The 25,917-nt window shown below is 65.9% G+C and carries 23 protein-coding genes; 13 read left to right on the top strand and 10 right to left on the bottom strand.

Annotation, left to right across the window (positions count from 1 at the left end; all coding sequences use genetic code 11):
* Positions 1 to 52: 52 nt before the first annotated feature.
* The 3 genes from A9179_RS09040 to A9179_RS09030 all read right to left on the bottom strand — a co-directional run bounded on the left by A9179_RS09040 (position 53) and on the right by A9179_RS09030 (position 2,173).
* Positions 53 to 289 (bottom strand): glutaredoxin family protein, encoded by a 237-nt coding sequence (locus A9179_RS09040; protein ID WP_187805488.1) that lies wholly within the window; start codon positions 287 to 289, stop codon positions 53 to 55.
* Between the two features lie 88 nt (positions 290 to 377).
* Positions 378 to 1,526 carry a DUF5610 domain-containing protein gene (locus A9179_RS09035; protein WP_187805487.1) on the bottom strand — a complete coding sequence of 383 codons (1,149 nt, stop codon included), beginning with the start codon at positions 1,524 to 1,526 and terminating at the stop codon, positions 378 to 380.
* A gap of 89 nt (positions 1,527 to 1,615) precedes the next feature.
* Positions 1,616 to 2,173 (bottom strand): TetR/AcrR family transcriptional regulator, encoded by a 558-nt coding sequence (locus tag A9179_RS09030; protein ID WP_187805486.1) that lies wholly within the window; start codon positions 2,171 to 2,173, stop codon positions 1,616 to 1,618.
* A 136-nt stretch (positions 2,174 to 2,309) separates the two neighbouring features.
* On the opposite strand from A9179_RS09030, the gene A9179_RS09025 reads away from it, so the two are divergent.
* The 4 genes from A9179_RS09025 (at position 2,310) to A9179_RS09010 (ending at position 6,098) form a co-directional block, all read left to right on the top strand.
* On the top strand, positions 2,310 to 2,906 hold the full coding sequence (locus A9179_RS09025) for a glutathione S-transferase family protein (RefSeq protein WP_187805485.1): 597 nt from the start codon (positions 2,310 to 2,312) through the stop codon (positions 2,904 to 2,906).
* Positions 2,907 to 2,924: 18 nt separating this feature from the next.
* Entirely contained in the window at positions 2,925 to 3,854 is a 930-nt protein-coding gene (locus tag A9179_RS09020) for a pyridoxamine 5'-phosphate oxidase family protein (protein ID WP_187805484.1), read from the top strand.
* Between the two features lie 2 nt (positions 3,855 to 3,856).
* Positions 3,857 to 4,723, top strand: coding sequence for an MBL fold metallo-hydrolase (locus A9179_RS09015; protein ID WP_187805483.1), 867 nt, complete (start codon positions 3,857 to 3,859; stop codon positions 4,721 to 4,723).
* A gap of 106 nt (positions 4,724 to 4,829) precedes the next feature.
* Positions 4,830 to 6,098, top strand: coding sequence for an OprD family porin (locus tag A9179_RS09010; protein WP_187805482.1), 1,269 nt, complete (start codon positions 4,830 to 4,832; stop codon positions 6,096 to 6,098).
* Between the two features lie 55 nt (positions 6,099 to 6,153).
* On the opposite strand, the gene A9179_RS09005 is transcribed toward A9179_RS09010, so the two are convergent.
* A complete protein-coding gene (locus A9179_RS09005; protein WP_187805481.1) occupies positions 6,154 to 7,362 on the bottom strand; it encodes an ammonium transporter in 1,209 nt (402 codons plus the stop codon).
* 391 nt (positions 7,363 to 7,753) lie between these two features.
* Here A9179_RS09005 and A9179_RS09000 point away from each other — a divergent pair, with 391 nt between their 5' ends.
* From A9179_RS09000 to A9179_RS08985, 4 genes are all read left to right on the top strand, one after another.
* Positions 7,754 to 8,068: an ElaB/YgaM/YqjD family protein gene (locus tag A9179_RS09000; RefSeq protein WP_187805480.1), complete on the top strand. Its 315-nt coding sequence runs from the start codon at positions 7,754 to 7,756 to the stop codon at positions 8,066 to 8,068.
* A 3-nt stretch (positions 8,069 to 8,071) separates the two neighbouring features.
* Complete coding sequence (locus tag A9179_RS08995; protein WP_187805479.1) at positions 8,072 to 8,446, top strand: phage holin family protein; 375 nt, start codon at positions 8,072 to 8,074, stop codon at positions 8,444 to 8,446.
* Entirely contained in the window at positions 8,443 to 8,760 is a 318-nt protein-coding gene (locus A9179_RS08990; protein ID WP_187805478.1) for a hypothetical protein, read from the top strand. The genes A9179_RS08995 and A9179_RS08990 overlap by 4 nt, the downstream gene beginning before the upstream one ends.
* Before the next feature lie 83 nt (positions 8,761 to 8,843).
* On the top strand, positions 8,844 to 10,007 hold the full coding sequence (locus tag A9179_RS08985) for an EAL domain-containing protein (protein WP_187805477.1): 1,164 nt from the start codon (positions 8,844 to 8,846) through the stop codon (positions 10,005 to 10,007).
* A gap of 3 nt (positions 10,008 to 10,010) precedes the next feature.
* On the opposite strand, the gene A9179_RS08980 is transcribed toward A9179_RS08985, so the two are convergent.
* Entirely contained in the window at positions 10,011 to 11,105 is a 1,095-nt protein-coding gene (locus tag A9179_RS08980; RefSeq protein ID WP_187805476.1) for a GGDEF domain-containing protein, read from the bottom strand.
* 184 nt (positions 11,106 to 11,289) lie between these two features.
* Here A9179_RS08980 and A9179_RS08975 point away from each other — a divergent pair, with 184 nt between their 5' ends.
* The 3 genes from A9179_RS08975 to A9179_RS08965 all read left to right on the top strand — a co-directional run bounded on the left by A9179_RS08975 (position 11,290) and on the right by A9179_RS08965 (position 16,719).
* On the top strand, positions 11,290 to 12,621 hold the full coding sequence (locus A9179_RS08975) for a deoxyguanosinetriphosphate triphosphohydrolase (RefSeq protein WP_187805475.1): 1,332 nt from the start codon (positions 11,290 to 11,292) through the stop codon (positions 12,619 to 12,621).
* A 2-nt stretch (positions 12,622 to 12,623) separates the two neighbouring features.
* Positions 12,624 to 13,679, top strand: coding sequence for an FUSC family protein (locus tag A9179_RS08970; protein WP_187805474.1), 1,056 nt, complete (start codon positions 12,624 to 12,626; stop codon positions 13,677 to 13,679).
* Positions 13,680 to 13,764: 85 nt separating this feature from the next.
* On the top strand, positions 13,765 to 16,719 hold the full coding sequence (locus tag A9179_RS08965) for an HD domain-containing phosphohydrolase (RefSeq protein WP_187805473.1): 2,955 nt from the start codon (positions 13,765 to 13,767) through the stop codon (positions 16,717 to 16,719).
* 79 nt (positions 16,720 to 16,798) lie between these two features.
* On the opposite strand, the gene A9179_RS08960 is transcribed toward A9179_RS08965, so the two are convergent.
* The gene (locus A9179_RS08960) at positions 16,799 to 17,137 is read right to left on the bottom strand and encodes a 50S ribosome-binding protein YggL (protein WP_187805472.1); all 339 of its coding nucleotides are present in this window, start codon (positions 17,135 to 17,137) and stop codon (positions 16,799 to 16,801) included.
* Between the two features lie 228 nt (positions 17,138 to 17,365).
* On the opposite strand from A9179_RS08960, the gene dacB reads away from it, so the two are divergent.
* Positions 17,366 to 18,808, top strand: coding sequence for a D-alanyl-D-alanine carboxypeptidase/D-alanyl-D-alanine endopeptidase (gene dacB, locus A9179_RS08955; RefSeq protein ID WP_187805471.1), 1,443 nt, complete (start codon positions 17,366 to 17,368; stop codon positions 18,806 to 18,808).
* Between the two features lie 20 nt (positions 18,809 to 18,828).
* On the opposite strand, the gene A9179_RS08950 is transcribed toward dacB, so the two are convergent.
* Complete coding sequence (locus tag A9179_RS08950; RefSeq protein WP_187805470.1) at positions 18,829 to 21,633, bottom strand: sensor domain-containing diguanylate cyclase; 2,805 nt, start codon at positions 21,631 to 21,633, stop codon at positions 18,829 to 18,831.
* Between the two features lie 19 nt (positions 21,634 to 21,652).
* Entirely contained in the window at positions 21,653 to 23,845 is a 2,193-nt protein-coding gene (gene rlmKL, locus A9179_RS08945; protein ID WP_187805469.1) for a bifunctional 23S rRNA (guanine(2069)-N(7))-methyltransferase RlmK/23S rRNA (guanine(2445)-N(2))-methyltransferase RlmL, read from the bottom strand.
* A gap of 402 nt (positions 23,846 to 24,247) precedes the next feature.
* Between rlmKL and rmf the strand changes: the two genes are divergently transcribed.
* Positions 24,248 to 24,463 carry a ribosome modulation factor gene (gene rmf / locus A9179_RS08940; protein ID WP_187805468.1) on the top strand — a complete coding sequence of 72 codons (216 nt, stop codon included), beginning with the start codon at positions 24,248 to 24,250 and terminating at the stop codon, positions 24,461 to 24,463.
* A 91-nt stretch (positions 24,464 to 24,554) separates the two neighbouring features.
* Here the strand turns inward: rmf and A9179_RS08935 are convergent, their stop codons facing one another.
* Both A9179_RS08935 and A9179_RS08930 read right to left on the bottom strand, forming a co-directional pair.
* Positions 24,555 to 25,577 carry a quinone-dependent dihydroorotate dehydrogenase gene (locus tag A9179_RS08935; protein ID WP_187805467.1) on the bottom strand — a complete coding sequence of 341 codons (1,023 nt, stop codon included), beginning with the start codon at positions 25,575 to 25,577 and terminating at the stop codon, positions 24,555 to 24,557.
* Positions 25,578 to 25,683: 106 nt separating this feature from the next.
* Positions 25,684 to 25,905 (bottom strand): DUF2835 domain-containing protein, encoded by a 222-nt coding sequence (locus tag A9179_RS08930; protein ID WP_187805466.1) that lies wholly within the window; start codon positions 25,903 to 25,905, stop codon positions 25,684 to 25,686.
* Positions 25,906 to 25,917: the final 12 nt, after the last annotated feature.

Below are 25,917 nucleotides of genomic sequence, written 5' to 3'. Positions count from 1 at the left end.
CAAAATTCGCATCAGCCGTTCGAAATATCAAGCATCCCCACAAGGAGCCCGCTCAGCGCAGAAACTGCACCACCTGCTCGGCGTCGAAAGGCCAGCCCAGCTCGGCACCGGTGTCACAACGGCGCAGCACCGGGATGCGCAGCCCATAGTGCTCGACCCACTCTTCGTGATCGGCGATATCGACCAGCTCGACCAGCAGGCCGTGCTCGACAAAAGGCATCAGCAGCGCCTCGGCCACCTCGCACAGGTGACAGCCTAGGGTGCCGAAAAGTTGGCATTCGGGAACCATGGAAGTGTCTCGGGCAGGGATTACCGAGGCAGTTTATCACCCACCTGCGCCGCTGCCTGCCGATGGTCAGGCAGGGGCTACAAGATCCTCAGGCGGCGACGGACGACTCGTCCTGATCCAGCAACCCCTGCATGCCGGCGAGCAGGCGCTGGTTGAGATCGCGGGCCTTGTCCAGCTGGGAATCGCCAAGCAGCGGATCCAGAGCGAAGCCGCCCTCCAGCAATTGCTCCAGGGTGCCCTGCGCATCATCGGCCAGGGCGTCGGCGCTGTGCAGCGCATCGAGCAGGCCGCGGGCGTAATCGAGCAAATCGTCATTCAGCGCGCTGGCCGCCTGACCGCCCTGCTGGGCCACCGCGCTATAGGCATCGGTCGCCTGGCGCACGCTGGTCTGGGTCAGGTGCAGGGACATCGAGGCCAGCTGCGAGCCATCCATGTCCAGCTGCATGGCCCGATCGAAGGCTCCGGACAGGTCGCCGGCGTAGAACTTGCCGGACAGATCCTGCACCTGGCCGAACAGATCCTTCAGCGCGGCCAGCTCCTCGTCGTCCAGCTCGCCTTCGACCGTCACCTGCCAGCCGCCGATCTGCAGAGTGCCGGACTGGCTGTTGGCGACCATGGCGGAGCCGTTGCCGCTGCTGGCAGCCGCCACGCTGCTCTGCGACCAGTTGGCCGAGGCGCTGGCGATGGAAATGCTCAGGCGATCGCCATCGCGGGTGGTGACCTGCATGTCGAAGGTCTCGGCGCGGGCGGCAAAGCGCTCGCTGTAAGCCGCCACGGCCGCACTGCCGGCCTGGCTGTCCGGTGCCGGGGTATTCAGTTGGTCGGCCAGGTCATCCAGGCCGTCTTGAATCTTGCTGTAGGTGCTGTCGATGTCGTCGGCCACCTGGCCTTGCAGCACGCCCATGCCGTCGAGGATCTTGCGCGCTTCGGCAAAGCCCTTCTCGACCCCTTCGCGGGCCTGCGTCAGCAGATCCTGCAACTCCTGCGGGTCGGCACCGGCGGCCGCCTCGCTCTGCAGGCGCTGGTTGATCGCACCGATGACACGGTCGGCCACCTTGTCCGGCGTGAAGTCCGAGCTCTGCTTGCCGGAGAGTGCGCCGGCATCCAGGCCCAGGCGCTGAGCCAGGCGGTTGGCCAGGGTGTTCTGGCCATCGGCAGGGGCACAACGCGCAGCGGCCGACTGAGCGGACTGCGAAGAACGGGACAGCAAGGGCGAGAGAGAAGCCAGAGCATTCATGGCGGCATACCTGGGCAGAACATCTGTTCCGTTGACGGCCCACCCCGGAAAAACTTGAGTGACCACCGACCAACGGCCGCCCCTTCGACTCAGAGCCCTGCAGCCTCCAGCAACACGTTGGCCGCGGCGCGCGCCTGCAGCGCCTGCTCACCCGGCCCCTGCAGGTGGGCCATGCTCAGCGCCCCCTCGAGCAGGAACAGCAGTTGGCTGGCCAGCTGCTCGCTGTCCGCCATGCCTAGCGCCTGCAGCTGCTGGCGGTAGTAACCGCCCAACGCCTGCTTGAAGGCCGCCGCCTGACGATGGATCGGGTGCTCCCGGTCGTGGAACTCGGCGGCGGCATTGATGAAGCTGCAGCCGCAAAAATCGTCCTCGTGGATCCACGTATGCAGGCCGTCGAAGGTCTGCAGCAGCGCCTGCCGCGGCGGCAGGTCGCGCAGGCTCTGCTCCAGGCGGGCAAGGGTGGCCTGCTGGCGCGCCTGGAGCACCGCCAGAATCAGCTCGTCCTTGGAGCGGAAGTGCTTGTACAGGGTCATCTTCGCCACCCCGGACTCGGCCAGGATGCGGTCGATGCCGGTGGCGTGATAGCCCTCGCGGGCGAACAGCGCCTGTGCCGTATTGATCAGTTGCTCGCGTTTGTTTGATGCCATCAGGAAACCTCCACGGGCGGCCATTATGCGCAACCCGGCAACGGGCACTCCACTGCAGAAGAATATTCAGGCTTGAAATATACAGACCTGTCTGTCTAATATCTATTCCACATCACACACGTCCGAGGCCTGCCCCATGCAACTCCATGACTTCACTCTGTCCGGCAACTGCTACAAGGTTCGTCTGTTTCTTGGCCTGCTGGGGCGCAGCGCCGAACTGCTGCCGGTCGACCTGCGCAATGGCGAGCAGAAAACCCCGGCGTTCCTCGCCCTCAACCCGCGCGGCCAGGTGCCGGTGCTGGTCGACGAAGGCCAGGCGCTGTATGACTCCCAGGCCATCCTGGTGTACCTGGCGCGGCGCTATGCCCCGGACAGCTGGTACCCGCAGGATGCCCTGAGCCAGGCTCGCATCGCGTCCTGGCTCAGCTATGCGGCCAACGAAGCGGCCAAAGGCCCGGGCCAGGCCCGCCTGCATGCCCTGTTCGGTGCCCCCGGCGATCTGCCGGCCGCGCAGCAGCGCGCCATCCAGGTACTGGAGCTGCTCGACCAGCACCTGGGCCGGCACAACTGGCTGGCCCAGGGTGCCGCCCCCAGCATCGCCGACCTGGCGGTCTATCCCTATATCGCCCTGGCCGGCGACGGCGGCGTGGATCTGACGCCCTATGCTCACCTACACGCCTGGTTCGCGCGCATTCGCGCCCTGCCCGGTTACCTCACCATGCCGGGCCTGTAAAAGGTCGGGAGGTACGCGATGAACAGTCCTTTCCATCCAGGCGAACAGCAGATCCAGAGCCGCCTGGGCGTACGCGCCAAGCTCGAGGACATCGGTCAGCGGGTGATCCGCGACCATATGCCGGAACAGCATCGCGAGTTCTTCGCCCTGCTGCCCTGGCTGCTGGTCGGCAGCCAGGATGAGGAAGGACAACCGCATGCCTCGCTGCTGTGGGGCCAGCCCGGCTTTGTCCACTCGCCGGATCCGCAGCGCCTGCAGATCGCTGCGCATCCCGAGGCGGACGACCCACTGGCCGCCAACCTCGCCACAGGGGCCCGCCTGGGCCTGCTCGGCCTGGAGCTGCCGACCCGCCGGCGCAACCGCCTCAATGGCCGGGTCACGGCCAGCGACGCCCAGGGCTTCACCCTCGGTGTGCAGCAATCCTTCGGCAACTGCCCGAAATACATCCAGAGCCGCGCCTGGCACGCCCACGAGCGGCAACCCGGCCCGCTGGAGCAGGGTCATGGCCTGGATCAGCGCTGGCTGGCGCTGGTATTGCGCAGCGACACCCTGTTCATCGCCAGCCAGAACGCCGACCCGCACAGCGGCGGCATCGACATTTCCCACCGCGGCGGCGCCCCGGGCTTCGTCAGCCTCGGTGCAGATGGCCGCCTGTGGCTGCCCGACTATGCCGGCAACCTGATGTTCAACACCCTCGGCAACCTGCTGCTCGACCCGCGCTGCAGCCTGCTCTGGGTCGACTTCGCCAGCGGCGATCTGCTGCAGCTGCAGGCCCGCGCCGAGCTGTACTGGCCCGAACAGTACGCCGCCCTCGGCATGGCCGTACCGGCCGGCGCCGAACGCCTGCTGGCGCTCAGCCCGGGGCACTGGCGCCTGCGCCGCAGCCGCCTGCCGCTGAACTTCGCGGCCGCCCAACTCTCCCCCTTCCTGCCCAGTTCCGGAGCCTGACCATGCGCTTTGCCCCCCTTGCCCTCGCCCTCACCCTCGGCCTGGCCAGCCTCGGCGCCGAGGCCGCCGGCCTGCGCTTCGCCCTGGTCAAGACCGCCGAGACCGAGACCCGTGACGCCCTTACCGTCGCTGACGGTTCCTGGAGCGAGAAGGCGATCGCCAACCACGTCGCCATCCTCATCGAGCACCACGCCGCCACCCTGCTGTTCGACACTTCCCTGGGCCGCCAGGTCGACCAGCAGTTCGACAGCGAGATGCCCTGGTACGACAAGCCGCTGCTGCGCTACGGCAAGGTCGTGCCGGTGCGCGACCAGCTCGACCGCGACGGCATCCGGGTCGACCGCATCATCCTTTCCCATGCCCACTGGGATCACGCCTCCGGCCTGTCCGACTACCCGCAGGTGCCGGTGATGGCGCCCTACGAGGAAATCGAGTTCAGCCAAATTGCCTCGCCGCCTGCCGTGCTGCCCAGTCAGTTCAAACACGGGGTGAACTGGATGCCGTTCACCTTCCTGCCCGAAACCTTCGAGGGCTTCGAGCAGAGCCTCGACCTGTTCGGTGACGGCAGCCTGGTGCTGGTGCCACTGGACGGCCATACGCCGGGCTCGGTCGGCCTGTTCCTGACCCTTGAGGACGGCCGCCGCTTTTTCTTCACCGGCGACGCCAGCTGGCGCCTGGAAGGCTTCACCGGGCCCAGGGAGAAGTTCTGGCTGAGCCGCAAGATGGTCGACAACGACCCCGAACGCACCCGCCAGCAGCTGGAAAAAGTCCATGCCCTGCTGCAACAGGAACCGCAGCTGCAAATCATCCCCGCCCACGACGAAGCCGTGCAGCGCCAGCTCGGCTACTACCCGCACTGGGTGCAGTGACTCGACCAAGGTCTAGAAGCGGCAGGCGTTACGAAATGTTTTAGTCACCTCGCTGTCATCGGGGCGGACATCCGCCCCGCCACCATCAGCCGAGGAAACAATAACAATGAGCAAGTCCCCTCTCGCCCGCGCCGTGGCCATTACTGCGCTGGGCACCAGCCTCACCCTGCCCGGCCTGGCCCATGCCGACTTCGTCAAGGACAGCAAGGCCAGCCTGGAAATGCGCAATTTCTACTTCAACCGCGACTTCCGCCAGGACGGCGCCAGCCAGGCCAAGGCCGAGGAATGGGCCCAGGGTTTCCTGCTGCGCATGGAATCCGGCTACACCGAAGGCACGGTTGGCGTGGGTGTGGATGCCCTCGGCCTGGCCAGCTTCAAGCTCGACTCCGGCGAGGGCACGGCCGGCACCGGCCTGCTGGTGCCGGATCGCTCCGGCGGCTCGCAGGACAACGCCGCCGAACTGGGCCTGACCGGCAAGCTCAAGCTGTCCAAGAGCACCCTGAAGGTCGGCACCCTGCTGCCGAAGATGCCGGTGGTGCAATACAACGACTCGCGCCTGCTGCCGCAGACCTTCCAGGGCGGCCAGCTCAACGTCATGGAGATCGACGGCCTGAGCCTCAACGGCGGCCAGCTCAAGCAGGTCAACGACCGCAACTCCACCGATTACACCGACATGAGCATGACCACCAGCGAGAAGCGCGGCTTCGCGGTGAGCAAGCGTGCCGGTGATGAGTTCGACTTCCTCGGCGGCGACTACAAGCTCACCGACCAGCTGACCGCCAGCTACTACTACGGCCAGCTCGAGGACTACTACAAGCAGCACTTCGTCGGCCTGGTACATGTCCTGCCGCTGGGCGACGGCCAGTCGCTGAAGACCGACCTGCGCTACTTCGACTCCAGTGACGACGGCGACCACTACGTCAGCCAGGTGGACAACCGCGCCCTCAACGGCATGCTCACCTACGGCATCGGCGGCCATGCCTTCGGCCTCGGCTACCAGCGCATGAGCGGCGACACCGGCTTCGCCTACCTGGATGGCACCGACCCGTTCCTCGTCAACTACGTGCAGATCGGCAACTTCTCCAGCACCGAGGAACGCTCCTGGCAGGCGCGCTACGACTACAACTTCGCCAGCCTCGGCATTCCCGGCCTGACCTTCATGACCCGCTACATCAGCGGCGACAACATCGACCAGGGCGCCAGCAACGAAGAAGGCAAGGAATGGGAGCGCAACATGGACATCGCCTATGTCCTGCAGGACGGCGCGCTCAAGGGCCTGGGCGTGAAATGGCGCAACGCCACCTACCGCTCCAACTTCGGCAACGACCTGGACGAGAACCGCCTGATCCTCAGCTACACCCTGGCCCTCTGGTAACCGAGCAGCCATGAAAAAGCCCGCCAGATGGCGGGCTTTTTCGTTGCCAGCAGACTCAGTCCTGGCTGTTGGCACCGATCTTGTGGATCGACAGGTCGGCCCCGTAGTACTCCTCTTCCTGGCTCAGGCGAATGCCCAGCAGCAGTTTGAGCAGGCCGTACACGGCAAAGCCACCGAGCAGCGCCACCAGCACGCCGAGGCCGGTGCCGATCAGCTGGCTGACCAGGCTCACGCCACCGAGGCCGGCCAAAGCCTGCTGGCCGAAGATGCCGCAGGCAATGCCACCCCACACCCCGCACAGACCGTGCAGCGGCCATACGCCGAGTACGTCGTCGATCTTCCACTTCACCTGGACGGCGGTGAAGGCCCAGACGAACAGCGCGCCGGCAATCGCGCCGGTGATCAGCGCGCCCACCGGGTGCATCAGGTCGGAGCCGGCGCACACCGCCACCAGCCCGGCCAGCGGGCCGTTGTGCAGGAAGCCCGGGTCATTGCGCCCGACCAGCAGCGCGGTGACGGTACCGCCGACCATGGCCATCAGCGAGTTGACCGCCACCAGGCCGCTGATGCTGCCCAGGGTCTGCGCGCTCATCACGTTGAAGCCGAACCAGCCGATGATCAGGATCCACGAGCCCAGCGCCAGGAACGGAATGTTCGACGGCGCGAAGGCCACCAGGCGGCCCTCACGGTAGCGACCGTTGCGCTGACCGAGCAGGATCACCGCGCCGAAGGCCAGCCAGCCACCTACCGCATGCACCACCACCGAACCGGCGAAATCATGGAAGGCCGCGCCGAAACGCTCCGTCAGCCAGGCCTGCAGACCGAAGTTGCCGTTCCACACCAGGCCCTCGAAGAAGGGGTAGACAAAGGCCACGATCAGCAGCGTGGCGCACAGCTGCGGGCCGAACTTGGCGCGCTCGGCGATGCCACCGGAGATGATCGCCGGGATCGCCGCAGCGAAGGTCAGCAGGAAGAAGAACTTGACCAGGGCATAGCCGCTGCTGGCCGTCAGCGTGCTGGCCGGCTCGAGGAAGGTGATGCCATAGGCCACCCAGTAACCGACGAAGAAATAGGCCAGGGTCGATACGGCGAAGTCCGAGAGGATCTTCGACAAGGCGTTGACCTGGTTCTTGTGGCGCACCGTGCCGACCTCGAGGAAGGCAAAGCCGGCATGCATGGCCAGCACCATGATGGCGCCCAGCAGAATGAACAGGGTATTGGAGCCGTGAACCAGGTTCTCCACGGCGCTGTTGAGGTTTTCCATCGACAGATTGGCTCCGGCAGTAGCAAAAAAGCACCAAAAAGGTTCAACGCCCATCCATCGCGCACCGTTATGCAACCAATGCGCACCATAAACAGCCGCCAATACGGGCCGATCTGGAGCACGGTGTGTCGACGAAAGATCCGAACCTTCTTCGTTTATCTTTGTTTTTCATTGGCTTGCCAGCTCTAGACCGGGCATTTCAGCAAGAATGAAACGCCCTGTTTTCGAGCAATAACAGCCATATTCGCACCACGGAAATGCAAGGGCTGTACCAGCCTGCTGCCGACAGCGATGCCAGCCCCGCCCTTGGGGCCTCTGGCGTTTTTGTTGAACCATTGGCGCCGGGGCGGACTCCTAAATCCCAGACCTGCAGAAGGAAGGAGAGCGCACCATGCCACGCAAACCGACGACTCCAGTCCAGGACGACCTGATGACCGAATTCAAGGCCCTGGTCGGTGATACCGAGAAGCTGCTGCAACACACTGCGGAGCTGGCCGGCGATCAGGCCAGCGAGCTGCGCAACCAGCTCTACGACAACCTCAAGCGCGCCCGGGAAACCCTGCACAGCAGCGAAGAAAGCCTGCGCGAGCATGGCCGCGCCGCGCTCGAGAGCACCGAAGGCTATGTGCAGGATCACCCCTGGCAATCGATCGGGGTATCTGCCGGAGTGGGCTTCCTCCTCGGCCTGCTGGCCGCACGGCACTGAGCCATGACCCCGGCGGAGCCCGGCCACACACCCTCGCCGACACGCCTGGCAGCAGCCTTTCTCGGGCTGCTGCACGGGCATGTCGAACTGTTCGGCAGCGAACTGCAGGAACAGAAGAGCAACAGCCTGCGCCTGTTACTGCTGGCCGGGCTGACCCTGGTCTTCGCCTTGCTGCTATTGCTCGGCCTCTCCGCCCTGGTGCTGATCCTGTGCTGGGAGACCCAACGCCTGCCGGCCGTGCTCGGCCTGTGCCTGGCCTATACCCTGGCCACCCTGTACTGCGCAGTGCGCCTGTACCGGCTGCTGGATGAAGACGCCTCGCCCTTCAGCGCCACCCTCGAAGAACTGGCCCGCGACCGGGAGCGCCTGTTGCCATGAGCCCAGCCGAACTGCCGCGCACCTGTTCGCGCCGCGAACTGCGCCGGACACTGATCCGCCTGCGCCTGGAAATGCACCGCCAGGAACTGCGTCACGAGAGCCTGCTGCTGACCCGCCCGCTGCGCCAGGCCCAGGGGTTGGCTCGGGAGCTGTCGACGAGCCTGCAGTTCAAGCACGCACCGCTGTGGGGCATTGCCGGGGCCGGGGCCCTCGCCTTCCTGCTCGCCCGCCATGGCTCCCTCGGCCGCTGGGCCAGCCTGGGCAGTCGCCTCTATCCCCTGCTGCTGGCAGCCCTGCGCCCAATAGGAAACTGACCTGACGGACAACTGGCCACATTCTTGCTATGTCAGTGCGGCCAAGCGCCCATGCGCCTCACCGTACAGCTAAGGATGTCTCCGTGATCGACGGGCAACCGCTCGCCAGCTTCCAGCCCTTTATCGATACTGCCACCGGCCTGATCGCCGGCATCGAGGCACTGGGGCGCCTGCGCCAGGAGGATGGCAGCCTGCGGTCGGTCGGCCCGCTGTTCACCGACCCACGGGTATCGCCTGCCGTGCTGCGCCGCCTCGACCGGCAGATTCGCGAGGATGCCTTCGGTCGCCTGCATCAGGCACCGCTCGAATGGTTTCTCAGCGTCAACATCTCCCCGCGCTGGATCAGCCGCCTGCGCCCCAATCAGCCGCTGCCCAGCCTCAAGCAGCTGAAACAGAGCGGAATCGATCCGGCACGTGTCGTCTTTGAAATCACCGAACTGGGCGGCGACAGCCAGAAGCTGGCCAGCGTGGTAGCACGTTACCGTGAAGCCGGCGCGCGCATCGCCATCGACGATTTCGGCGCCGGCTATTCGCAGCTGGATCGGGTACTGGCCCTGCAGCCGGACATCCTCAAGCTGGATATGCGCCTGTTCCAGGAAGCCGCCCGCGGCGGCCCCAGCGGCGAAGTGGTCAAGGCCCTGGCGCAGATGGCCGAGAAGACCGGCTGCTGGATCATCGCCGAAGGGGTGGAAACCGAAGCCGAACTGGACTTCGCCCTGGAATGCGGGGCGCGCTACGTGCAGGGCTACCTGTTCGCCAGGCCGGAACTGCAGTTCTTTGCCGCGGATGCCTTCGTCGAACGCTTTGCCGAGCTGCGCGACCGCTATGTGCAGCGCAAACTGGCCGAGCGGGTGCGCCTGATGAGCCTGCGCCAGCAGCTCAACGAACTGATGACCCTGCTCAAGGACTGGATCGAGCGCGGCGGCGCAGCACACAGTCTGCCCGCCCCCGGCGATTTCCCCTGGCTGCTGCGCATCTACCAGTGCGACCGCCACGGCACCCAGCTCACCCCCAACCTGGAGTGGAACGGCCAGGGCTGGCAGGAGGACTTGCGCTACCTGGGCCACAACTGGTCATGGCGGCCCTATTTCTACCAGTTGCTGGCCGAGGGCTGGGAAGAACGCCGCCTGACGCTGTCGAGCACTTACCGCGACGCCACCACCAACCAGTACTGCCTCACCGCCGGCCAGTTCATCGACAACGGCCAGCGCCTGCTGTTGCTGGATATCGACGCCGCCGGCTTCTGAGGCTCAGATCAACAGGGGCCGGGCAAAAGCCGCCAGCTCCATGCGGTTGCGGCCATTCTGCTTGGCCCGGTACAGCGCCTTGTCGGCCCGCTCGATCAGCCCCGGCACGGTTTCCTGCAGGTAGTACTGGGCCACGCCAATCGAGGTGGTGATCCGGAAGTCCGCGGCGAAGCCCTCGTAACAGGTCTCGGCCAGAGCATCCTGAATGCGCTTGATGCAGTGCTGGGCCATCTCCAGCGAGGTCTGCGGCAGGAACAGGAGGAACTCCTCGCCACCATAACGGGCAAAGAAGTCGGTGCTGCGCAGCAGCGGCTCGACCGTGGCGGCGAAGGTCTTCAGCACCGTATCGCCAGCCGGGTGGCCATGGCTGTCGTTGACCCGCTTGAAGTGATCGATATCGAACAGGCACACGCAGAAGCCGCCGCCCCCCCGATCGGTACGATTCTTCTCGTGGTTGAGCATTTCCAGCAGGTAGCGGCGGTTGTAGACGCCGGTCAACTCGTCATGGGTGGCCAGCTCGGTAACCTGCTGCAGCACTTCCTGCAACTGCGCGTTGCTCGCCATCAGCTTCTTGCGCAGATCGCTGATATTGCCGCCCAGTACCGAGATGAAGGGCAGGAAGGCAGAGAAGCTGCACCACAGGATCATCTCCACCGCCAGATTGAAACGCTCGCCTTCGAGCATGCGAATAAGCGGCAGGGTCGCGGCATAAGCGGCAATGGTCACAAAGCTGAGCACCAATAGCTGGCGGGTATGCAGCTTGAACGTGCCAAACACCATGATGATCAGCAGCACCACCAGGTAGGCGCCACGCCCCTGTCCGGCATAGAGCTGGGTAAACAGCACCATGGCAATCGCCGCCAGCATCTGCGCGATGGTCAGGCTGGGGTCTTTGAAGTGCAGGTTGAGGTTGTAGCGGAACAGCAGGTAAAAGCTGAGGTTGGTTACCACGGCGATCAGCGCCCAGGTCATCATCACCCAGCTCGGCGAAACACCGGCGTACAGCGAGACAGCTTGCGGAACGACAGCCAGAACGTACATCGCCAGACTCATCAGAAAACGGCGGATGCGTAACTGCTGCTGCAAATCCTGAGGCATGGCAGCTTCTGTAATCACGTGCTGTTATCTCTTGTTATTGGCTTAGTACGCGATGGCATTACGATAGCACTGTGATCACAACGTGCCTATCGAGGCCAAAATACCGTCGGTCGGGCGCCAACGGCCCTTGCAGCTCATCGCGCGAAGCCCGAAGCTAGAGCCGACTGACTGGCGAGGACAGCCCTTGGACTGGAACACCCTGCTCACCCGCGAACGCCTCGGCAAACCGGTACACAGCTCCGCCGAGCTGGGCCGCAGCCCGTTCCACAAGGATCACGACCGCATCATCTTCTCCGGTGCCTTCCGCCGCCTGGGGCGCAAGACCCAGGTGCACCCGGTGTCCAGCAACGACCACATCCATACCCGTCTGACCCACTCGCTGGAAGTCAGTTGCGTCGGCCGCTCCTTGGGCATGCGCGTCGGCGAGATGATCCGCGACGAGCTGCCGGACTGGTGCGACCCGGTCGACCTCGGCGTGGTGGTGCAGTCCGCCTGCCTGGCCCACGACATCGGCAACCCGCCGTTCGGCCACTCCGGCGAAGACGCCATCCGCCACTGGTTCCAGCAGGCCGCCGGACGCGGCTGGCTGGACGCGATGAGCGAGGCCGAACGCGGCGACTTCCTCAATTTCGAGGGCAACGCCCAGGGCTTTCGCGTACTGACCCAGCTGGAATATCACCAGTTCGACGGCGGCACCCGCCTCACCTACGCCACCCTCGGCAGCTATCTGAAGTACCCCTGGACGGCCCGTCATGCCGAGGCCCTGGGCTACAAGAAGCACAAGTTCGGCTGCTACCAGAGCGAGCTGCCGCTGCTCGAACAGATCGCCGCCAAACTCGGCCTGCCGCAGATCGAGGAGCAGCGCTGGGCCCGCCACCCGCTGGTCTACCTGATGGAGGCGGCGGACGACATCTGCTATGGCCTGATCGACCTGGAAGACGGCCTGGAAATGGAGCTGCTCGACTACCGCGAGGTCGAGGCCCTGCTGCTCGGCCTGGTCGGCGACGACCTGCCGGAAACCTATCGCCAGCTCGGCCCGCAGGACTCGCGCCGGCGCAAGCTGGCGATCCTGCGCGGCAAGGCCATCGAACACCTGACCAATGCCGCCGCCCACGCCTTCGTCGAGCAGCAGCCGGCGCTGCTGCGCGGCCAGCTGAACGGCGACCTGGTCGAACACATGCACGGCCCGGCCAAGCGCTGCGTGCAACAGGCCAAGGCCATGGCGCGGGAAAAGATCTTCCAGGACAAGCGCAAGACCCTGCACGAGATCGGCGCCTACACCACCCTGGAAATCCTCCTCAATGCCTTCTGCGGCGCCGCCCTGGAACAGCATGGCGGGCGCACGCCATCGTTCAAGAATCAGCGCATCCTCGACCTCCTCGGGCACAACGCCCCCGACCCGGGCTGGCCCCTGCACCGCGCCTTCCTGCGCATGATCGACTTCATCGCCGGGATGACCGACAGCTATGCCACCGAAATGGCCCGGGAAATGACCGGCCGTTCCAGCCCGGTATAGCCATGAAGACCGTGCTGCGGCAGATCGTCAGCTGGCACGCCGGCCCCCCCGCCTGGGGCCCGGCGGTGATCGCCGGTCTGGGCTGCGCACTGCCGCTGCTGCTGGGCCTGTTCAGCGGCCATCCCGGCTTCCTCTGGGCCTCGGCCGGCGCCTTCCAGGCCGCCCAGCCCAACCCGCTGCACCGTTTCGGCATGCTGCGCATGCTGCTGCTCACCCTGCTCGGCGCCTGCAGCGCCGGCCTGGGCTTCTGGGCTGCCACCCATCCGCTGATCAGCCTCGGCATCTTCGCCCTCTATGGTGCCGGGCTGGCCTGGCTGCAGCGCCTGGGCAGCGAGGCCGGCAAGCTCGGCATCGGCCTCACCGTGTGCCTGTGCCTGGGCCAGGGCCAGTACGGCCTGGGCAACCTCGACAACCCCTATGCGGTGGCCATGCTGTTCACCCTCGGCGGGCTCTGGGTGATGCTCCTCGCCTTCGGCCTGCGCGGCCTGCATGGCCTGCGCACCTGGCCCTACATGCCGCGCGTCGTCAGCCTGTACAAGGTGCTCAAGCGCCATGCTCAGCGCCTGCCGGAGCAACGCTGGCGCCTGCATGCACTGCGCTGCGCGCTGACCTGCGCGCTGGCCGGGCTGATCGTCAACCTGGCCCAGCTGCCACGCGGCTACTGGCTGACCATTGCCGTGATCAGCACCCTGCAGCTGGAACTCAAGGGCAGCCTGGTGCGCGCCGTGCAGCTGAGCATGGGCTGCCTGTGCGCCGCAGTGCTGCTGATCTACTTCGGCCACAGCCTGCAGAGCCCGCCGCTGATGGTGGCGACCATCCTGCCGCTGATCATGCTCAGCCGCGCCTTCCAGGCCCACAACTACGGGCTGTTCGTGCTGCAGGTGACCCTGAGTTTCGTGCTGCTGGCCGAAAGCCTGTCGCAGGACTGGCACCTGCCGCAGCTGCGCCTGCTCAATTGCCTGATCGGCGTGGTGCTGGCCATTCTGGTGAGCCTGCTGATCTACGGCCTGGAGCACTGGCTGCAGCGCAGCCGGCAGAGCACACCCCCACAGCAATAGACAATGGACGATGGGGGGGCACAATACGCGCCGCCTCACTATGCTGTTTCCCTGTTCCCTCGATGCAGTCAATGGAGTGAGGCACATGCACACCAAGTCCCGAAGCCCCGAACGCCGTTTCCCCCTGCATGTGCATATCAGCTTCCTGTTCACCGTCCTGCTGTTGTTGACCGGCGTGGTGCTCGGCCTGTTCAACTACCACCAGACCAGCCAGATCATCCTCTCCAGCAGTTCCCAGCTGTTCAACCAGGTACGCGAAGAGGTCGAGGCCGACCTGCAGCACACCTACCAGCCGATTCGCCACCTGCTGGCCCTGCTGGTGCTCAACGAGGAAAACCAGGTCACCGACAGCTACCAGCGCCAGGATCTGCTGCCACAGTTCGCCCAGGCCCTGCGCGACAACCCCAAGCTGGCCGCGCTCTACCTGGGCTACCCGGATGGCGACTTCTTCATGCTGCGGCCGCTGCGCAACGAACGCCTCAAGACCATCTTCGACGCCCCGCCGACTGCTACCTATCAGGTGTGGAGCATCGACCGCACCGGCTCGGCGCGACCGATCTCCGAGTACCAGTACCTGGACGAGCAACTGCAGCTCATCAGCCGCCGGCAGAACCTCAACGAAACCTATGACCCGCGCACCCGCCCCTGGTACCAGATGGCCAAGGACAACGGCGATCAGATCACTACCGCGCCCTATGTGTTCTTCTCCAGTGGTGATATCGGCACCACCCTGGCACGGGTCAGCCGCAACCAGGTGGTGATGGGGGCAGATCTCACCCTGGCCGACCTCTCCGCCACCCTGGCCAAGCACAAGGTCACCCCGTCCACCGAGGTGGTGCTGTACAGCCCGGACGGCTCGGCGGCGGCCTACCCCGACATCAGCAAGCTGATCGTCAAGAACGGTACCACTCACCTGGCCAAGGTCGAGCAGCTCAGCCCGGCCCTCGGCGAGCTGTTCCAGCGCGGCCTGCAGAAGGATCGCCAGGGCGGCATCAAGCTCGATCACCGCCACTGGCAGCTGTCCTACTCGAACATCGCCGAGGGCGGCCCCAATGGCCTGCGCCTGGCCCTGCTGGCCCCCGAGGACGAGTTGCTGGCCGACGCCTACCGTATCCGCTGGCAGGGCGCGATGATCACCCTGGGCATTCTGCTGCTGTGCATTCCGCTGGGCTGGATGCTCTCGCGCAGCATCGTCCGCCCACTGCGCGCCCTGGTCAGCGAGGCCGAGGCGATCCGCAGCTTCAACTTCGACCACCCGGCCAGCGGCCGCTCGCTGGTACTGGAGGTCGATCAGCTGGCCGTGGCCATGGCCAAGATGAAGGACACCCTGTCGAGCTTCCTCGAGATCACCGCCAGCCTGTCCGCGGAAACCCGCTTCGACGCCCTGCTGCGCCGTGTGCTCAAGGAAACGGTCGACCTCAGCGAGGCCGACGCCGGCCTGCTCTACCTGCGCGATGCCGGCAACGGCCGGCTGGAGCCCCACGGCCTGTTCATCAACGACGAACAGCACAACCTGGAGGAGCACCACATCCCCAGCTACGACCCGGCCGAGAGCGAACTGCCCGCCTGGCTGCGCGGCCCGGCCAAGGGCGGCCCGAGCGAGGTGGTACCGCTCGGCTTCGATCAGGCCGACGGCATCCAGAGCCTGCTGCACACCCTCGACAGCCCACGCGTGCACCTGGTCAGCAGCGGCCTGCACAACCGCCAGGGCGAGACGGTCGGCGTGCTGGTACTGCTGCATCGCGACAGCGGCGACGCCGCCGACCAGGCCATGCTCAGCCCGGAGCGCATCGCCTTCGTCGAGGCGGTATCCGGGGTCGCTGCGCTGTGCATCGAAAGCCAGCGCTTGCTGGAACAACAGAAGAAGCTGCTGGACGCCTTCATCCAGCTGATCGCCGGCGCCATCGACGCCAAGAGCCCCTACACCGGCGGCCACTGCCAGCGGGTGCCGGAACTGACCCTGATGCTCGCCCGCGCCGCCGCCGAGAGCGAAGAGGCGCCGTTCCGCGACTACCAGCCGAGCGACGAGGAATGGGAAGCCCTGCATATCGCCGCCTGGCTGCACGACTGCGGCAAGGTCACCACCCCCGAGTATGTGGTGGACAAGGCGACCAAGCTGGAAACCATCTATGACCGTATCCACGAAGTGCGCATGCGCTTCGAGGTACTCAAGCGCGACGCCTGGATCACCTACTGGGAGGACCTGGCCAAGGGCGGCACAGAGAACAATCTGGCCGATCTGCGCGACGCGACCCTGGCTGCCCTGGACGACGAATTCGCCTTTATCGCGCGCTGCAACCTGGGCGGCGAAGCCATGGCCGATGCCGACATGGAGCGCCTGCGCACGATCGGCGCACGCACCTGGACGCGCACCCTGGACGACCGCATCGGCGTGTCCTGGGAGGAGAACCAGCGCCAGGCACGCACCCCGGCGCCGTCCCTGCCAGCGCAGGAGCAGCTGCTCGGCGACAAGCCGGAACACCTGCTGGAGCGTCCGGCCAGCGAGCTGATCCCGGCCGACAACCCCTGGGGCTTCAAGCTCGACGTGCCGCAGTACAAGCTCAACCGCGGCGAGCTGTACAACCTCGGCATCGGCCGCGGTACCCTGACCAACGAAGAGCGCTTCATCATCAACGGGCACATGGTGCAGACCATCCGCATGCTCAACTACCTGCCCTTCCCGCCGCACCTGGCCAACGTCGCCGAGATCGCCGGCGGTCACCACGAGAAGATGGACGGCAGCGGCTACCCGAAACGCCTGAAGCGCGAGGACATGAGCCTGCCGGCGCGGATGATGGCGATTGCCGATATCTTCGAGGCGCTTACCGCCGTGGATCGCCCGTACAAGAAGGGCAAGACCCTGACCGAGTCGCTCAACATCATGGCCGGCATGTGCCGCGGCGCCCATGTCGACCCGGAGCTGTTCGGCCTGTTCGTCCAGGCCGGCATCTATCAGCAGTACGCCGAGCGCTACCTGCGCCCGGAGCAGATCGATACGGTGGACGTCGCCGCCATTCTCGGCAAGGCCGGCCTGGCCTGAGAACAACGATTCGCAGCCAACAAAAAGCCCGACCTAGGTCGGGCTTTTTGTTGCTTGGCGGACTGCCATGCTACGCGGGTCAGGCGTTGACCGGATTCTCCGGATACCACACGTCCATCAGCGGACTCAGGGTGTAGCCAGTCAGCTCACCGCGGGCCTTGAGCCAGGCATCCAGCTGGGTGCGCTGCTCGGCGTTCATCGAGCCACGCTTGCCCAGGCAGACGAAGCCGTAGTCATCGCCACCGACATAGCCCAGACCGTTGCCAGCAACGGCTTCGTCCAGGAAGGCGTCGACGAAGGCATCCATCTCGGCGTCGGACAGGCCATCGCGGAAGCTCAGGTTCAGCTCGCAGCCCAGCTCCTGGAATTCGTCGACGCAGAGTTTCTTGCGCAGACGGCGGGAACGGTTAGTGGCCATGTAAAACTCCTCAACACTCAATAGAAATTACCGGCGGCACTCTAGCAGTTTGCCGCGTCGGCCGCCCGTCCATTGACCGAAAAGTCGGAAAAAAACGCCGCGACGGGCACTGCCAGACCAGGTGAAAGCGCCCACAAGGAGCAGGCCTGGGGCATAATGCGCGGCAATTCGCCAAGCCACCCGAGCGTCTACCAGCCGGGTTTCTCTTCATCTCGTACGGCTTCTTCAATGATCAGATCGCTTCGTCGCCTCGCCCTCGCCAGTCTGCTTCTGCCCTTCGCCCTTCCCGCCCACGCCGCCGTCAGCAACAGCCTGCCGGCCAAGGTGCAGCAGGCCCTCAAGGCCAACAAGCTGGGGGTCAATAGCCTGTCGCTGGTGGCCATCCCGCTCACCGGCCCCGGCACCAGCATCGTCTACAACGCCGATGTGTCGGTGAACCCGGCCTCGACCATGAAACTGGTCACCACCTATGCCGCCCTCGAGCTGCTCGGCCCCACCTACCACTGGCAGACCGAGTTCTACGCCGACGGCCCGCTGAAGAACGGCGTGCTCAACGGCAACCTCTACCTCAAGGGTGGCGGCGATCCCAAGCTGAACATGGAGAAGCTCTGGCTGATGATGCGCGACCTGCGCGCCAACGGTGTGCAGCAGGTCACCGGCGACCTGATCCTCGACCGCGACCGCTTCGTCCAGCCGCAACTGCCAGTGTTCAACGACGACGGCGGCGACAAGAACAAGCCGTTCCTGGTCGGCCCCGATGCCCTGCTGATCAACCTCAAGGCCGTGCGCCTGATCACCCGCACCGATGGCGGCAAGGTCAGCGTGATGATGGAGCCGCCGCTGACCAACGTGCGCATCGACAACCAGGTCAAGGCGCTGCCGGCCGCCAAGTGCCCGGGCTGGCCGGACGTGCGCTTCAACCCGGTGACCCAGTACGACGGCACCACCCTGGTGGTCACCGGCAAGCTGGCCGAAGGCTGCAGCGCGCAGACCTACCTGTCGCTGCTCGACCACCCCGGCTACGCCGCCGGTGCCGTGCGGGCGATCTGGCAGGAGCTGGGCGGCAGCATCATGGGCAAGGATCGCCAGGGCAGCGTGCCGAAGAGCGCCCGCCTGCTGGCCCGCGCCTATTCGCCGGATCTGCCGGAGATCATCCGCGACATCAACAAGTACAGTAACAACACCATGGCCCGCCAGCTGTTCCTCAGCATCGGCGCGCAGTTCCGCGACAAGGCCGATGCCGACGACTCCAAGGCGGCGCAGCGGGCGATCCGCGCCTGGCTGGCGCGCAAGGGCATCACCGCCAGCCACCTGGTGATCGAGAACGGCTCCGGGCTGTCGCGCGACGAGCGGGTCAGCACCCGCGAGATGGCCGCCATGCTACAGGCCGCCTGGCACAGCCCCTACGCCCCCGAGTTCATTTCCTCGCTGCCGCTGGTAGCCATGGACGGCACCATGCGCAAGCGCCTGCGGCGCACCGCCCTGGTCGGCGAAGGCCATATCAAGACCGGCACCCTGAACAACGTGCGCGCCATCGCCGGTTTCACCCGCGACAGCAACGGCAACACCTGGGCGGTCTCGGCGATCCTCAACGACCCGAAGCCCTGGGGCGCCTCCCAGGTGCTCGACCAGATCCTCCTGGAACTGTACAAGCAACCCGCCCTGCGCTGAGGCAACAAGGGTGGGCAGGCTCAGTCCGGCTCGCCCAGCACCTGGTCACGTCCGGCCTGCTTGGCCGCGTAGACGCGCGAGTCGACCCGCCGCAACATGCCATCGGCGCCCTCACCCGGGCGCCAGCTGGCCACGCCGAAGCTGGCGCTGACCCGGCCCACGCCCTCCACCGGTTCACTACGCAGCACCTGCCACAGGCTGCTGGCCAAGGCCATGGCCTGCGCGGCGCTGGTGCTCGGGCAAAGCACGATGAATTCCTCGCCGCCCAGCCGGCAGAACACGTCGATGCCACGCAGGCGCTGACGCAGGCGCTCGCAAAGTGCCTTGAGCACCCGGTCGCCGGCTTCGTGGCCGAAGCGGTCGTTGATCTGCTTGAAGTGGTCGATATCCAGCATTACCACCGACAGCTCGCCGCCAAAGCGCTGCACCCGGGCGATTTCGGCCTCCAGGCGCTCCTGGAAGTAACGTCGGTTGTGCACCCCGGTCAGCGCATCGGTGATCGACAGGGCGCGCAGTTCCTGCTCCACCAGCTTGAGCCCGGTGATATCGGTCAGGTAGCCATGCCACAGCACCCCGCCGTCGGCCAGCGCCTCCGGCGTGGCCTCGCCGCGTAGCCAGCGCAGCCCGCGCACCGGCAACAGCACCCGGTAGTCCTGGCACCAGGGCTGCAACTGCTCGGCAGAAACCCGGATACTGCTGCTCACCCGCTCGAAATCATCCGGATGAATGCGCGCAAAGACCGAGCTGGCATCGCTGCGCAGCACCTCCGGCTCGATCTCGTAGATGGCCCGGATGCCGGCACTGGCATAGGGGAAGCTGGAGCTGCCGTCGGCCTGGCGGCGGTACTGGTAGATCGCCCCCGGCACGCTGGCCATGAGCATTTCCATGCGCCGATCACGCTCCTCCAGCACCTGGCGCACGCGCCGGCGCTCGGTGATGTCGGCAGCGATGCCGAGAAAGCCGATCAGCTCGCCGCTCTCGTCGCGCACGCTGGTGACGATCAGGTTGACCACCAGGCGACTGCCATCGCGCCGCACATAGGTCCACTCGCGCTCGTCGTGCCCCTTCTCGGCCTGGGTCACCGCCACGAATGCCTCGAAACCGTTGATCGGTTTGCCATAGCGCAGGCTCAGCTCACGGGAGCGCTGGTCGATTTCTTCGCGCAGGTGCAAACGCTCCGGCGTCGCCTGGCCGACCAGTTCCTCGGCGCTATAGCCGAGCATGCGTTCGGCTCCGGCGTTGAAGGTGCGAATGGTGCCATCCAGATCGGTGGCGATGATGGCCACCTGGGTCGCGGCATCGAGGATGCCATGCAGATAGGCGTTGACCCGCGCCAGCTCCAGCTCGGCGGCCTTGCGCCAGCGGATATCGGACTGCGTGCCAATAATGCGCAGCGGCCTGCCGTCGGCCGCGCGCTCCATCACCTTGCCGCGACCGAGAATCCATTTCCAGGCGCCATCACGGCAGCGCATGCGGTACTCGTGGCGGAAGAACTCCGTCTGCCCCTGCAGATGCAGTTGCAGGGCCTGCAGGCAGGCGGGCAGGTCGTCCGGATGCAGCAGTTGCTGCCAGGCCGCGCGATCATCGCCGATCTCGTCCGCGCTATAGCCGAGCATGCCCGTGCAGCTATCGGAGAGAAAGATGCGGTCGCGGTCGAGATCCCAGTCCCACACACCATCGCCGGCACCATCCAGGGCAAAGCTCCAGCGCTGCTCGCTGATCGCCAGCTCGCGCTCGCGACTGCGCAGTTCCAGGGTGCGCTGGGCGACCAGGCTGCGGGCGCGCTGGCGCTGGCTGACCAAGGTGAACAACAGCACGCCCAGCAGCAGACTGAGCAGCACCCCGGCGGTCAGCAGGATGGCCTGATCGCGGTTGCTGTTGGCCGCCAGAAACGCTGCCGTGGGGCGGATGCTCAGCTCGTAGCGGCGATCGGCCAGCTGCAGCTCACGACGCAGCAGCAGCGGGCTGTCCGCCGCCGGGGCCGGCGAGCGGTAGTGCAGCGCCTCGCCACTGAGGCGGCTGGTATCGTGCACTTCCAGGCTGAGATTGCGCTCGCTTTGGGCACTGCCACCATCCTCCAGCAGCTGGTGCAGGCTGAGAAAGGCCACCACGAAGCCGCGCAGGGACTGCGCCGGCAACGGACTGCCCGACAGCGGCTGGCTCCCGCGGAAGATCGGCGCCATCAGCAGCAGGCCATCGCGGTCGGCAGCGCTGGCCGCGACGAAGCGAATCACCCCGGAAGTCGCCATGAAGCCATTGTGCCGGGCCCGCTCGAGGGTCTCCCGGCGCGCCTGCTGCGAGTTCATGTCGAGGCCCAGCACCGCATCGAAAGTCTGGATCGGCACCAGGTAGCGCACCGGAAAATGCTCCGCGCGGCTGGCTGCCGGCTGCAGCGTACCCTGCTCGGTCAAGTCACGAATGGTGAAGCCCGGATAGCCCGCCGCCCGGGCTTGCGCCTCGAAGCTGTCGCGCTGGGCAGCCTCCACCCGGGGCAACCAGGCGTAGGACAGGGTGCGATTGAGCAAGCCACCGGCATAGCCGGCGAATTCGCTGAAGGTCACCTCGTCGGCATTGATGAAAAACCGCCGGGTGCCGTCCAGATCAGCCACATGGGCACTGAAGCTGGCCTGCATGGCCGCGGCCCGCTCGCTGGCGGCCCAGGCGAAGCGCTGCTCCAGCTGGCGCTGATGGAAGCTGCCGGTCGCCACGCTCAGCGCCACGCTCAGCGACAGCCCACCCAGGCACGCCAGCACGGCGACCAGCCAGGCATTCAGATTGCTGTCGGTGCCTCCCGTCTTGCCCTGCATGCTCGCCATCTCGGCCATCGTACCGCCACTACTGTTTCTAGCGCGCCGTCAGACGCCAGGCCCGGTGAATCTTGGCGTTGCGGGCAAAATCCTGATCCAGGGTCTGCTCGCTGATCTCCTCCACCCCATAGCGCGTCGCCAATCCTTCATCCAGCACGAACTTGCGGAAGTTGTTGGAGAAGTACAGCACCCCGCCCGGTGCCAGGCGACTCATGGCCAGATCGAGCAGACGCACATGGTCGCGCTGCACGTCGAACACCCCGTCCATGCGCTTGGAGTTGGAGAAGGTCGGCGGGTCGATGAAGATCAGTTCGTACTCGCCGCGGTCGGCCTCCAGCCAGGCCATCACATCGCCCTGTTCCAGCTTGTGCTTGTCGGAAAAACCGTTCAGCGACAGGTTGCGCCGCGCCCAGTCCAGGTAGGTCTTCGACAGGTCGACGCTGGTGGTGCTGCGCGCGCCGCCCTTGGCCGCATGCACGGTGGCCGTGGCGGTGTAGCAGAACAGGTTGAGGAAGCGCTTGCCGGCGGCTTCCTTCTGGATACGCAGGCGCAGCGGGCGGTGGTCGAGGAACAGGCCGGTGTCCAGATAGTCGGTGAGGTTGACCAGCAGCTTGGCGCCGCCCTCGCTGACTTCCATGAACTGGCCCTGGCTGGCCTGGCGCTCGTACTGCTTGGTGCCACTCTGGCGCTCGCGGCGCTTGATCACCACTTTATCGGGCGCGATGCCGAGCGCCACCGGAATGGCCGCCAGGGCATCGAGCAAACGCGCCTGGGCCTTGTCCGGGTCGATGGAACGCGGCGGCGCGTATTCCTGCACGTGCACCCAGTCGCGGTACAGGTCGATGGCCAGGGCATATTCCGGCATGTCGGCGTCGTACAGGCGGTAGCACTCGATGCCGGCCTTCTTCGCCCACTTGCCCAGGCTCTTGAGGTTCTTCTGCAGGCGGTTGGCGAACATCTGCCCGCCTTCGGACAGCCGCGCTGCCTGGCTGGCTACCGCTACGGCCGGCTCCTGGCCTTCACGCACGGTGCTGGCCGGGCGGCGCTCGCCGGTGACGAACTGTTCCGGCAGCACCTTGAACAGCAGCAGCTTGCACGGCAGCGCACCGTTCCAGAAGGCGTACTGCTTGTGGCTGCGCAGGCCCATGCGCTTGCCCAGTTCGGGCGCGCCGGTGAACACCGCCGCCTCCCAGTTCAGGCAGCTCTGACGCAGGCGCTCGCCGAGGTTCTGGTAGAGGTACAGCAGGCTCGCTTCGTCGCCCAGGCGCTCGCCATAGGGCGGGTTGCTGATGATCAGGCCGGTCTGGTTCTTGTCCGGACGCGGTTCGAAGGTGGCCAGTTCGCCCTGGTACAGCTTGACCCAGTCGCCGAGGCCGGCACGTTCGATGTTGTTGCGCGCCGGGGTGATCAGCCGCGGATCGGCCTCGTAGCCGCGAATCCACAGCGGTGGCTTGGCCAGGCCGGCGGCGGCACGGGTCTCGGCCTCGGCGTGCAGCTTCTTCCACAGCGCCGGCACATGGCCGAGCCAGCTGGAGAAGCCCCAGCGCTCGCGCTTGAGGTTGGGCGCCAGGTCGGCGGCCATCATCGCCGCCTCCACCAGGAAGGTGCCGACCCCGCACATCGGGTCGGCCAGGGCACCGCCCTCGGCGGCGATGCGCGGCCAGCCGGCGCGGATCAGGATGGCCGCGGCGAGGTTTTCCTTGAGCGGCGCGGCGCCCTGCTGCAGGCGGTAGCCGCGCTGGTGCAGGCTGTGGCCGGAAAGGTCGATGGACAGCACCGCCTCGCCACGATCCAGGCGCAGGTGCACGCGCAGATCCGGGTCGATCTTGTCGATCGACGGGCGCGTGCCGTCGGCCGTGCGCAGCTTGTCGACCATGGCGTCCTTGACCTTGAGGGCGCCGAAGTGGGTGTTGTCGATACCCGAGCCGTTGCCGCTGAACTCCACCGCCAGGGTGCCGGAAGGTTCCAGGTGCTCGGCCCAGTCCACCGCCAGTACGCCCTGGTAGAGCGACTCGGCATCCACCACCGGGAAGCGTCGCAGCACCAGCAGCACGCGGTTGGCCAGGCGTGACCAGAGGCACAGCCGGTAGGCCGTTTCCAGGCCGGCAAAGCCGCGTACCGCTGCGGTCTGCTCGCGGACTTCCTCGAGGCCCAGACCGGCGGCCTCTTCGGCCAGCAGGCTTTCCAGGCTTTTCGGGCAGGTCAGAATCAGTTCGTAACGGTCGGACATGGTGCATCCAGTAATAAGTGAAGGCTTGCTAGCCAAAATATGTGACAGAACGTCGCGCGGCGACCCTTCGTCGGAATAAAACACCCCGCCAATACGAGCCATTTGCAATAGCAAAAAGCCGCCACACTTCGGCGCGGCTCCCGTATGGCGGGGGGCCGGGGCAAAACCCCGGGAAAAACCGGCCAAAGCTTATGGCCCCAGCCCTGAATGCGTTACGTCCTTATGACAAAACGATCATTCACAGGCCCCAGTGCATTCGTTAGAAATCAACTCAGGCCGGTGCCGCAATGGTACCGGCAGGCGGTTCGCCACGCCGGCAGCGAACCCCACCGGCAGAGCCTTTCTGCCGGGCTCCGAGAGGAGCCCACGGGACATAACAGTCAACAGTGAGGGCAACACCCGATGAGAAGACTTAAGCGTGATCCGTTGGAACGAGCTTTCTTGCGCGGTTATCAGCACGGCATTCATGGCAAATCCCGCGACCTGTGTCCTTTCACTCACGCCTCCACTCGCCAAGCCTGGATCAACGGCTGGCGCGAAGGCCGCGGCGACAACTGGGACGGACTGACCGGCACTGCCGGCCTCCATAGACTCAACGAACTGCACGCCGTCGGCTGAACAGGATCACCCCGACTTCACCAGGCCGCCCCATCCGGGCGGTGGGCGCAAGCCCAAGGGCCCCTCAGGGGCCCTTTTTTATGCCCCTCGCTTATGCCCGCTGCGCGGCGATGGCGTCCACCGCCTCGCGAATCAGCGCCGGGCCACGGTAGATGAACCCGGAATAGATCTGTACCAGGCTGGCACCGGCGGCGATTTTCTCAGCCGCATGTGCGCCCTCGGTGATACCGCCGGCAGCGATGATCGGCAGACGCCCCTTCAGCTCGCCAGCCAGCACGCGCACGGTGTGGGTACTCTTGTCACGCACCGGCGCACCGGAAAGACCACCGGCCTCATTGCCGAACGGCAGGTTCTCCACGCCCTCGCGGCCCAGGGTGGTGTTGGTGGCGATGACGCCGTCCATGCCGGTTTCGATCAGCGCCTGGGCCACCTGCACGGTTTCCTCGTCGCTCATGTCCGGGGCAATCTTGATCGCCAGCGGCACCCGCTTGCCATGCCGCACGGCCAGATCTTCCTGGCGCTGGCGCAGAGCTTCGAGCAGCTGCTTGAGCGAGTCGCCGAACTGCAGGCTGCGCAGCCCCGGAGTGTTCGGCGAGCTGACGTTGACCGTGACATAGCTGGCGTGGGCATAGACCTTGTCCAGGCAAATCAGGTAGTCGTCCACGGCACGCTCGACCGGGGTATCGAAGTTCTTGCCGATGTTGATGCCCAGCACGCCGCGGTACTTGGCCGCCTGCACCCGCGCCAGCAGGTGGTCGACACCGTGGTTGTTGAAGCCCATGCGGTTGATGATCGCCGTGGCTTCCGGCAGACGGAACAGGCGCGGCTTGGGGTTGCCCGGCTGCGGACGCGGGGTCACGGTGCCGATCTCGACGAAACCGAAGCCGAGCTGGGCGAAGCCGTCGATGGCGTCGCCGTTCTTGTCCAGGCCAGCGGCCAGGCCAACCGGGTTGGCAAACTCCAGGCCCATCACCTTGGTCGGCAGGCTCACAGGCGCCTTGCACAGCAGGCCATTGAGCCCCAGACGGCCACCGGCGCCGATCAGATCGATGGACAGCTCGTGGGAAGTTTCCGGGGACAGCTTGAACAACAGGGCGCGGGCCAGCTCGTACATGGGTGGTTTTGCTCGGTCATGGCAGTGGGAAGCAGGCCGCGATTATAGCCGTGCGTACTAGCATCGGGCGAGGCAAGGGAGTAATAAGGAATCCCCGACCGCCTGTTCAACTCAGCTGGCGCAGGCCCTGCAGTTCGCCGGCCGCGCTGAACTCCAGCTCGAACACGCCGTAGATGCCGTTGTGGCGCAGGAAGGGACGCAGATGATGGGCCGGCAGGCTGACCCTGCGACCATCGCGACTGACCAGCAAGACCCGATTGGCGCGCCCCTGGTAAACGGCGCGGAAACGCTCTGCGGACAGAGCAATATCCAGCACGAGGCTGGGCATGGAGGCATCCTC

Origin of the sequence: Pseudomonas alcaligenes (assembly GCF_014490745.1) — a bacterium.
Lineage (GTDB): Bacteria > Pseudomonadota > Gammaproteobacteria > Pseudomonadales > Pseudomonadaceae > Aquipseudomonas > Aquipseudomonas alcaligenes_C.
The sequence above is the reverse complement of the archived record's forward strand: the minus strand, read 5'-3'. Positions and strand labels throughout refer to the sequence as shown.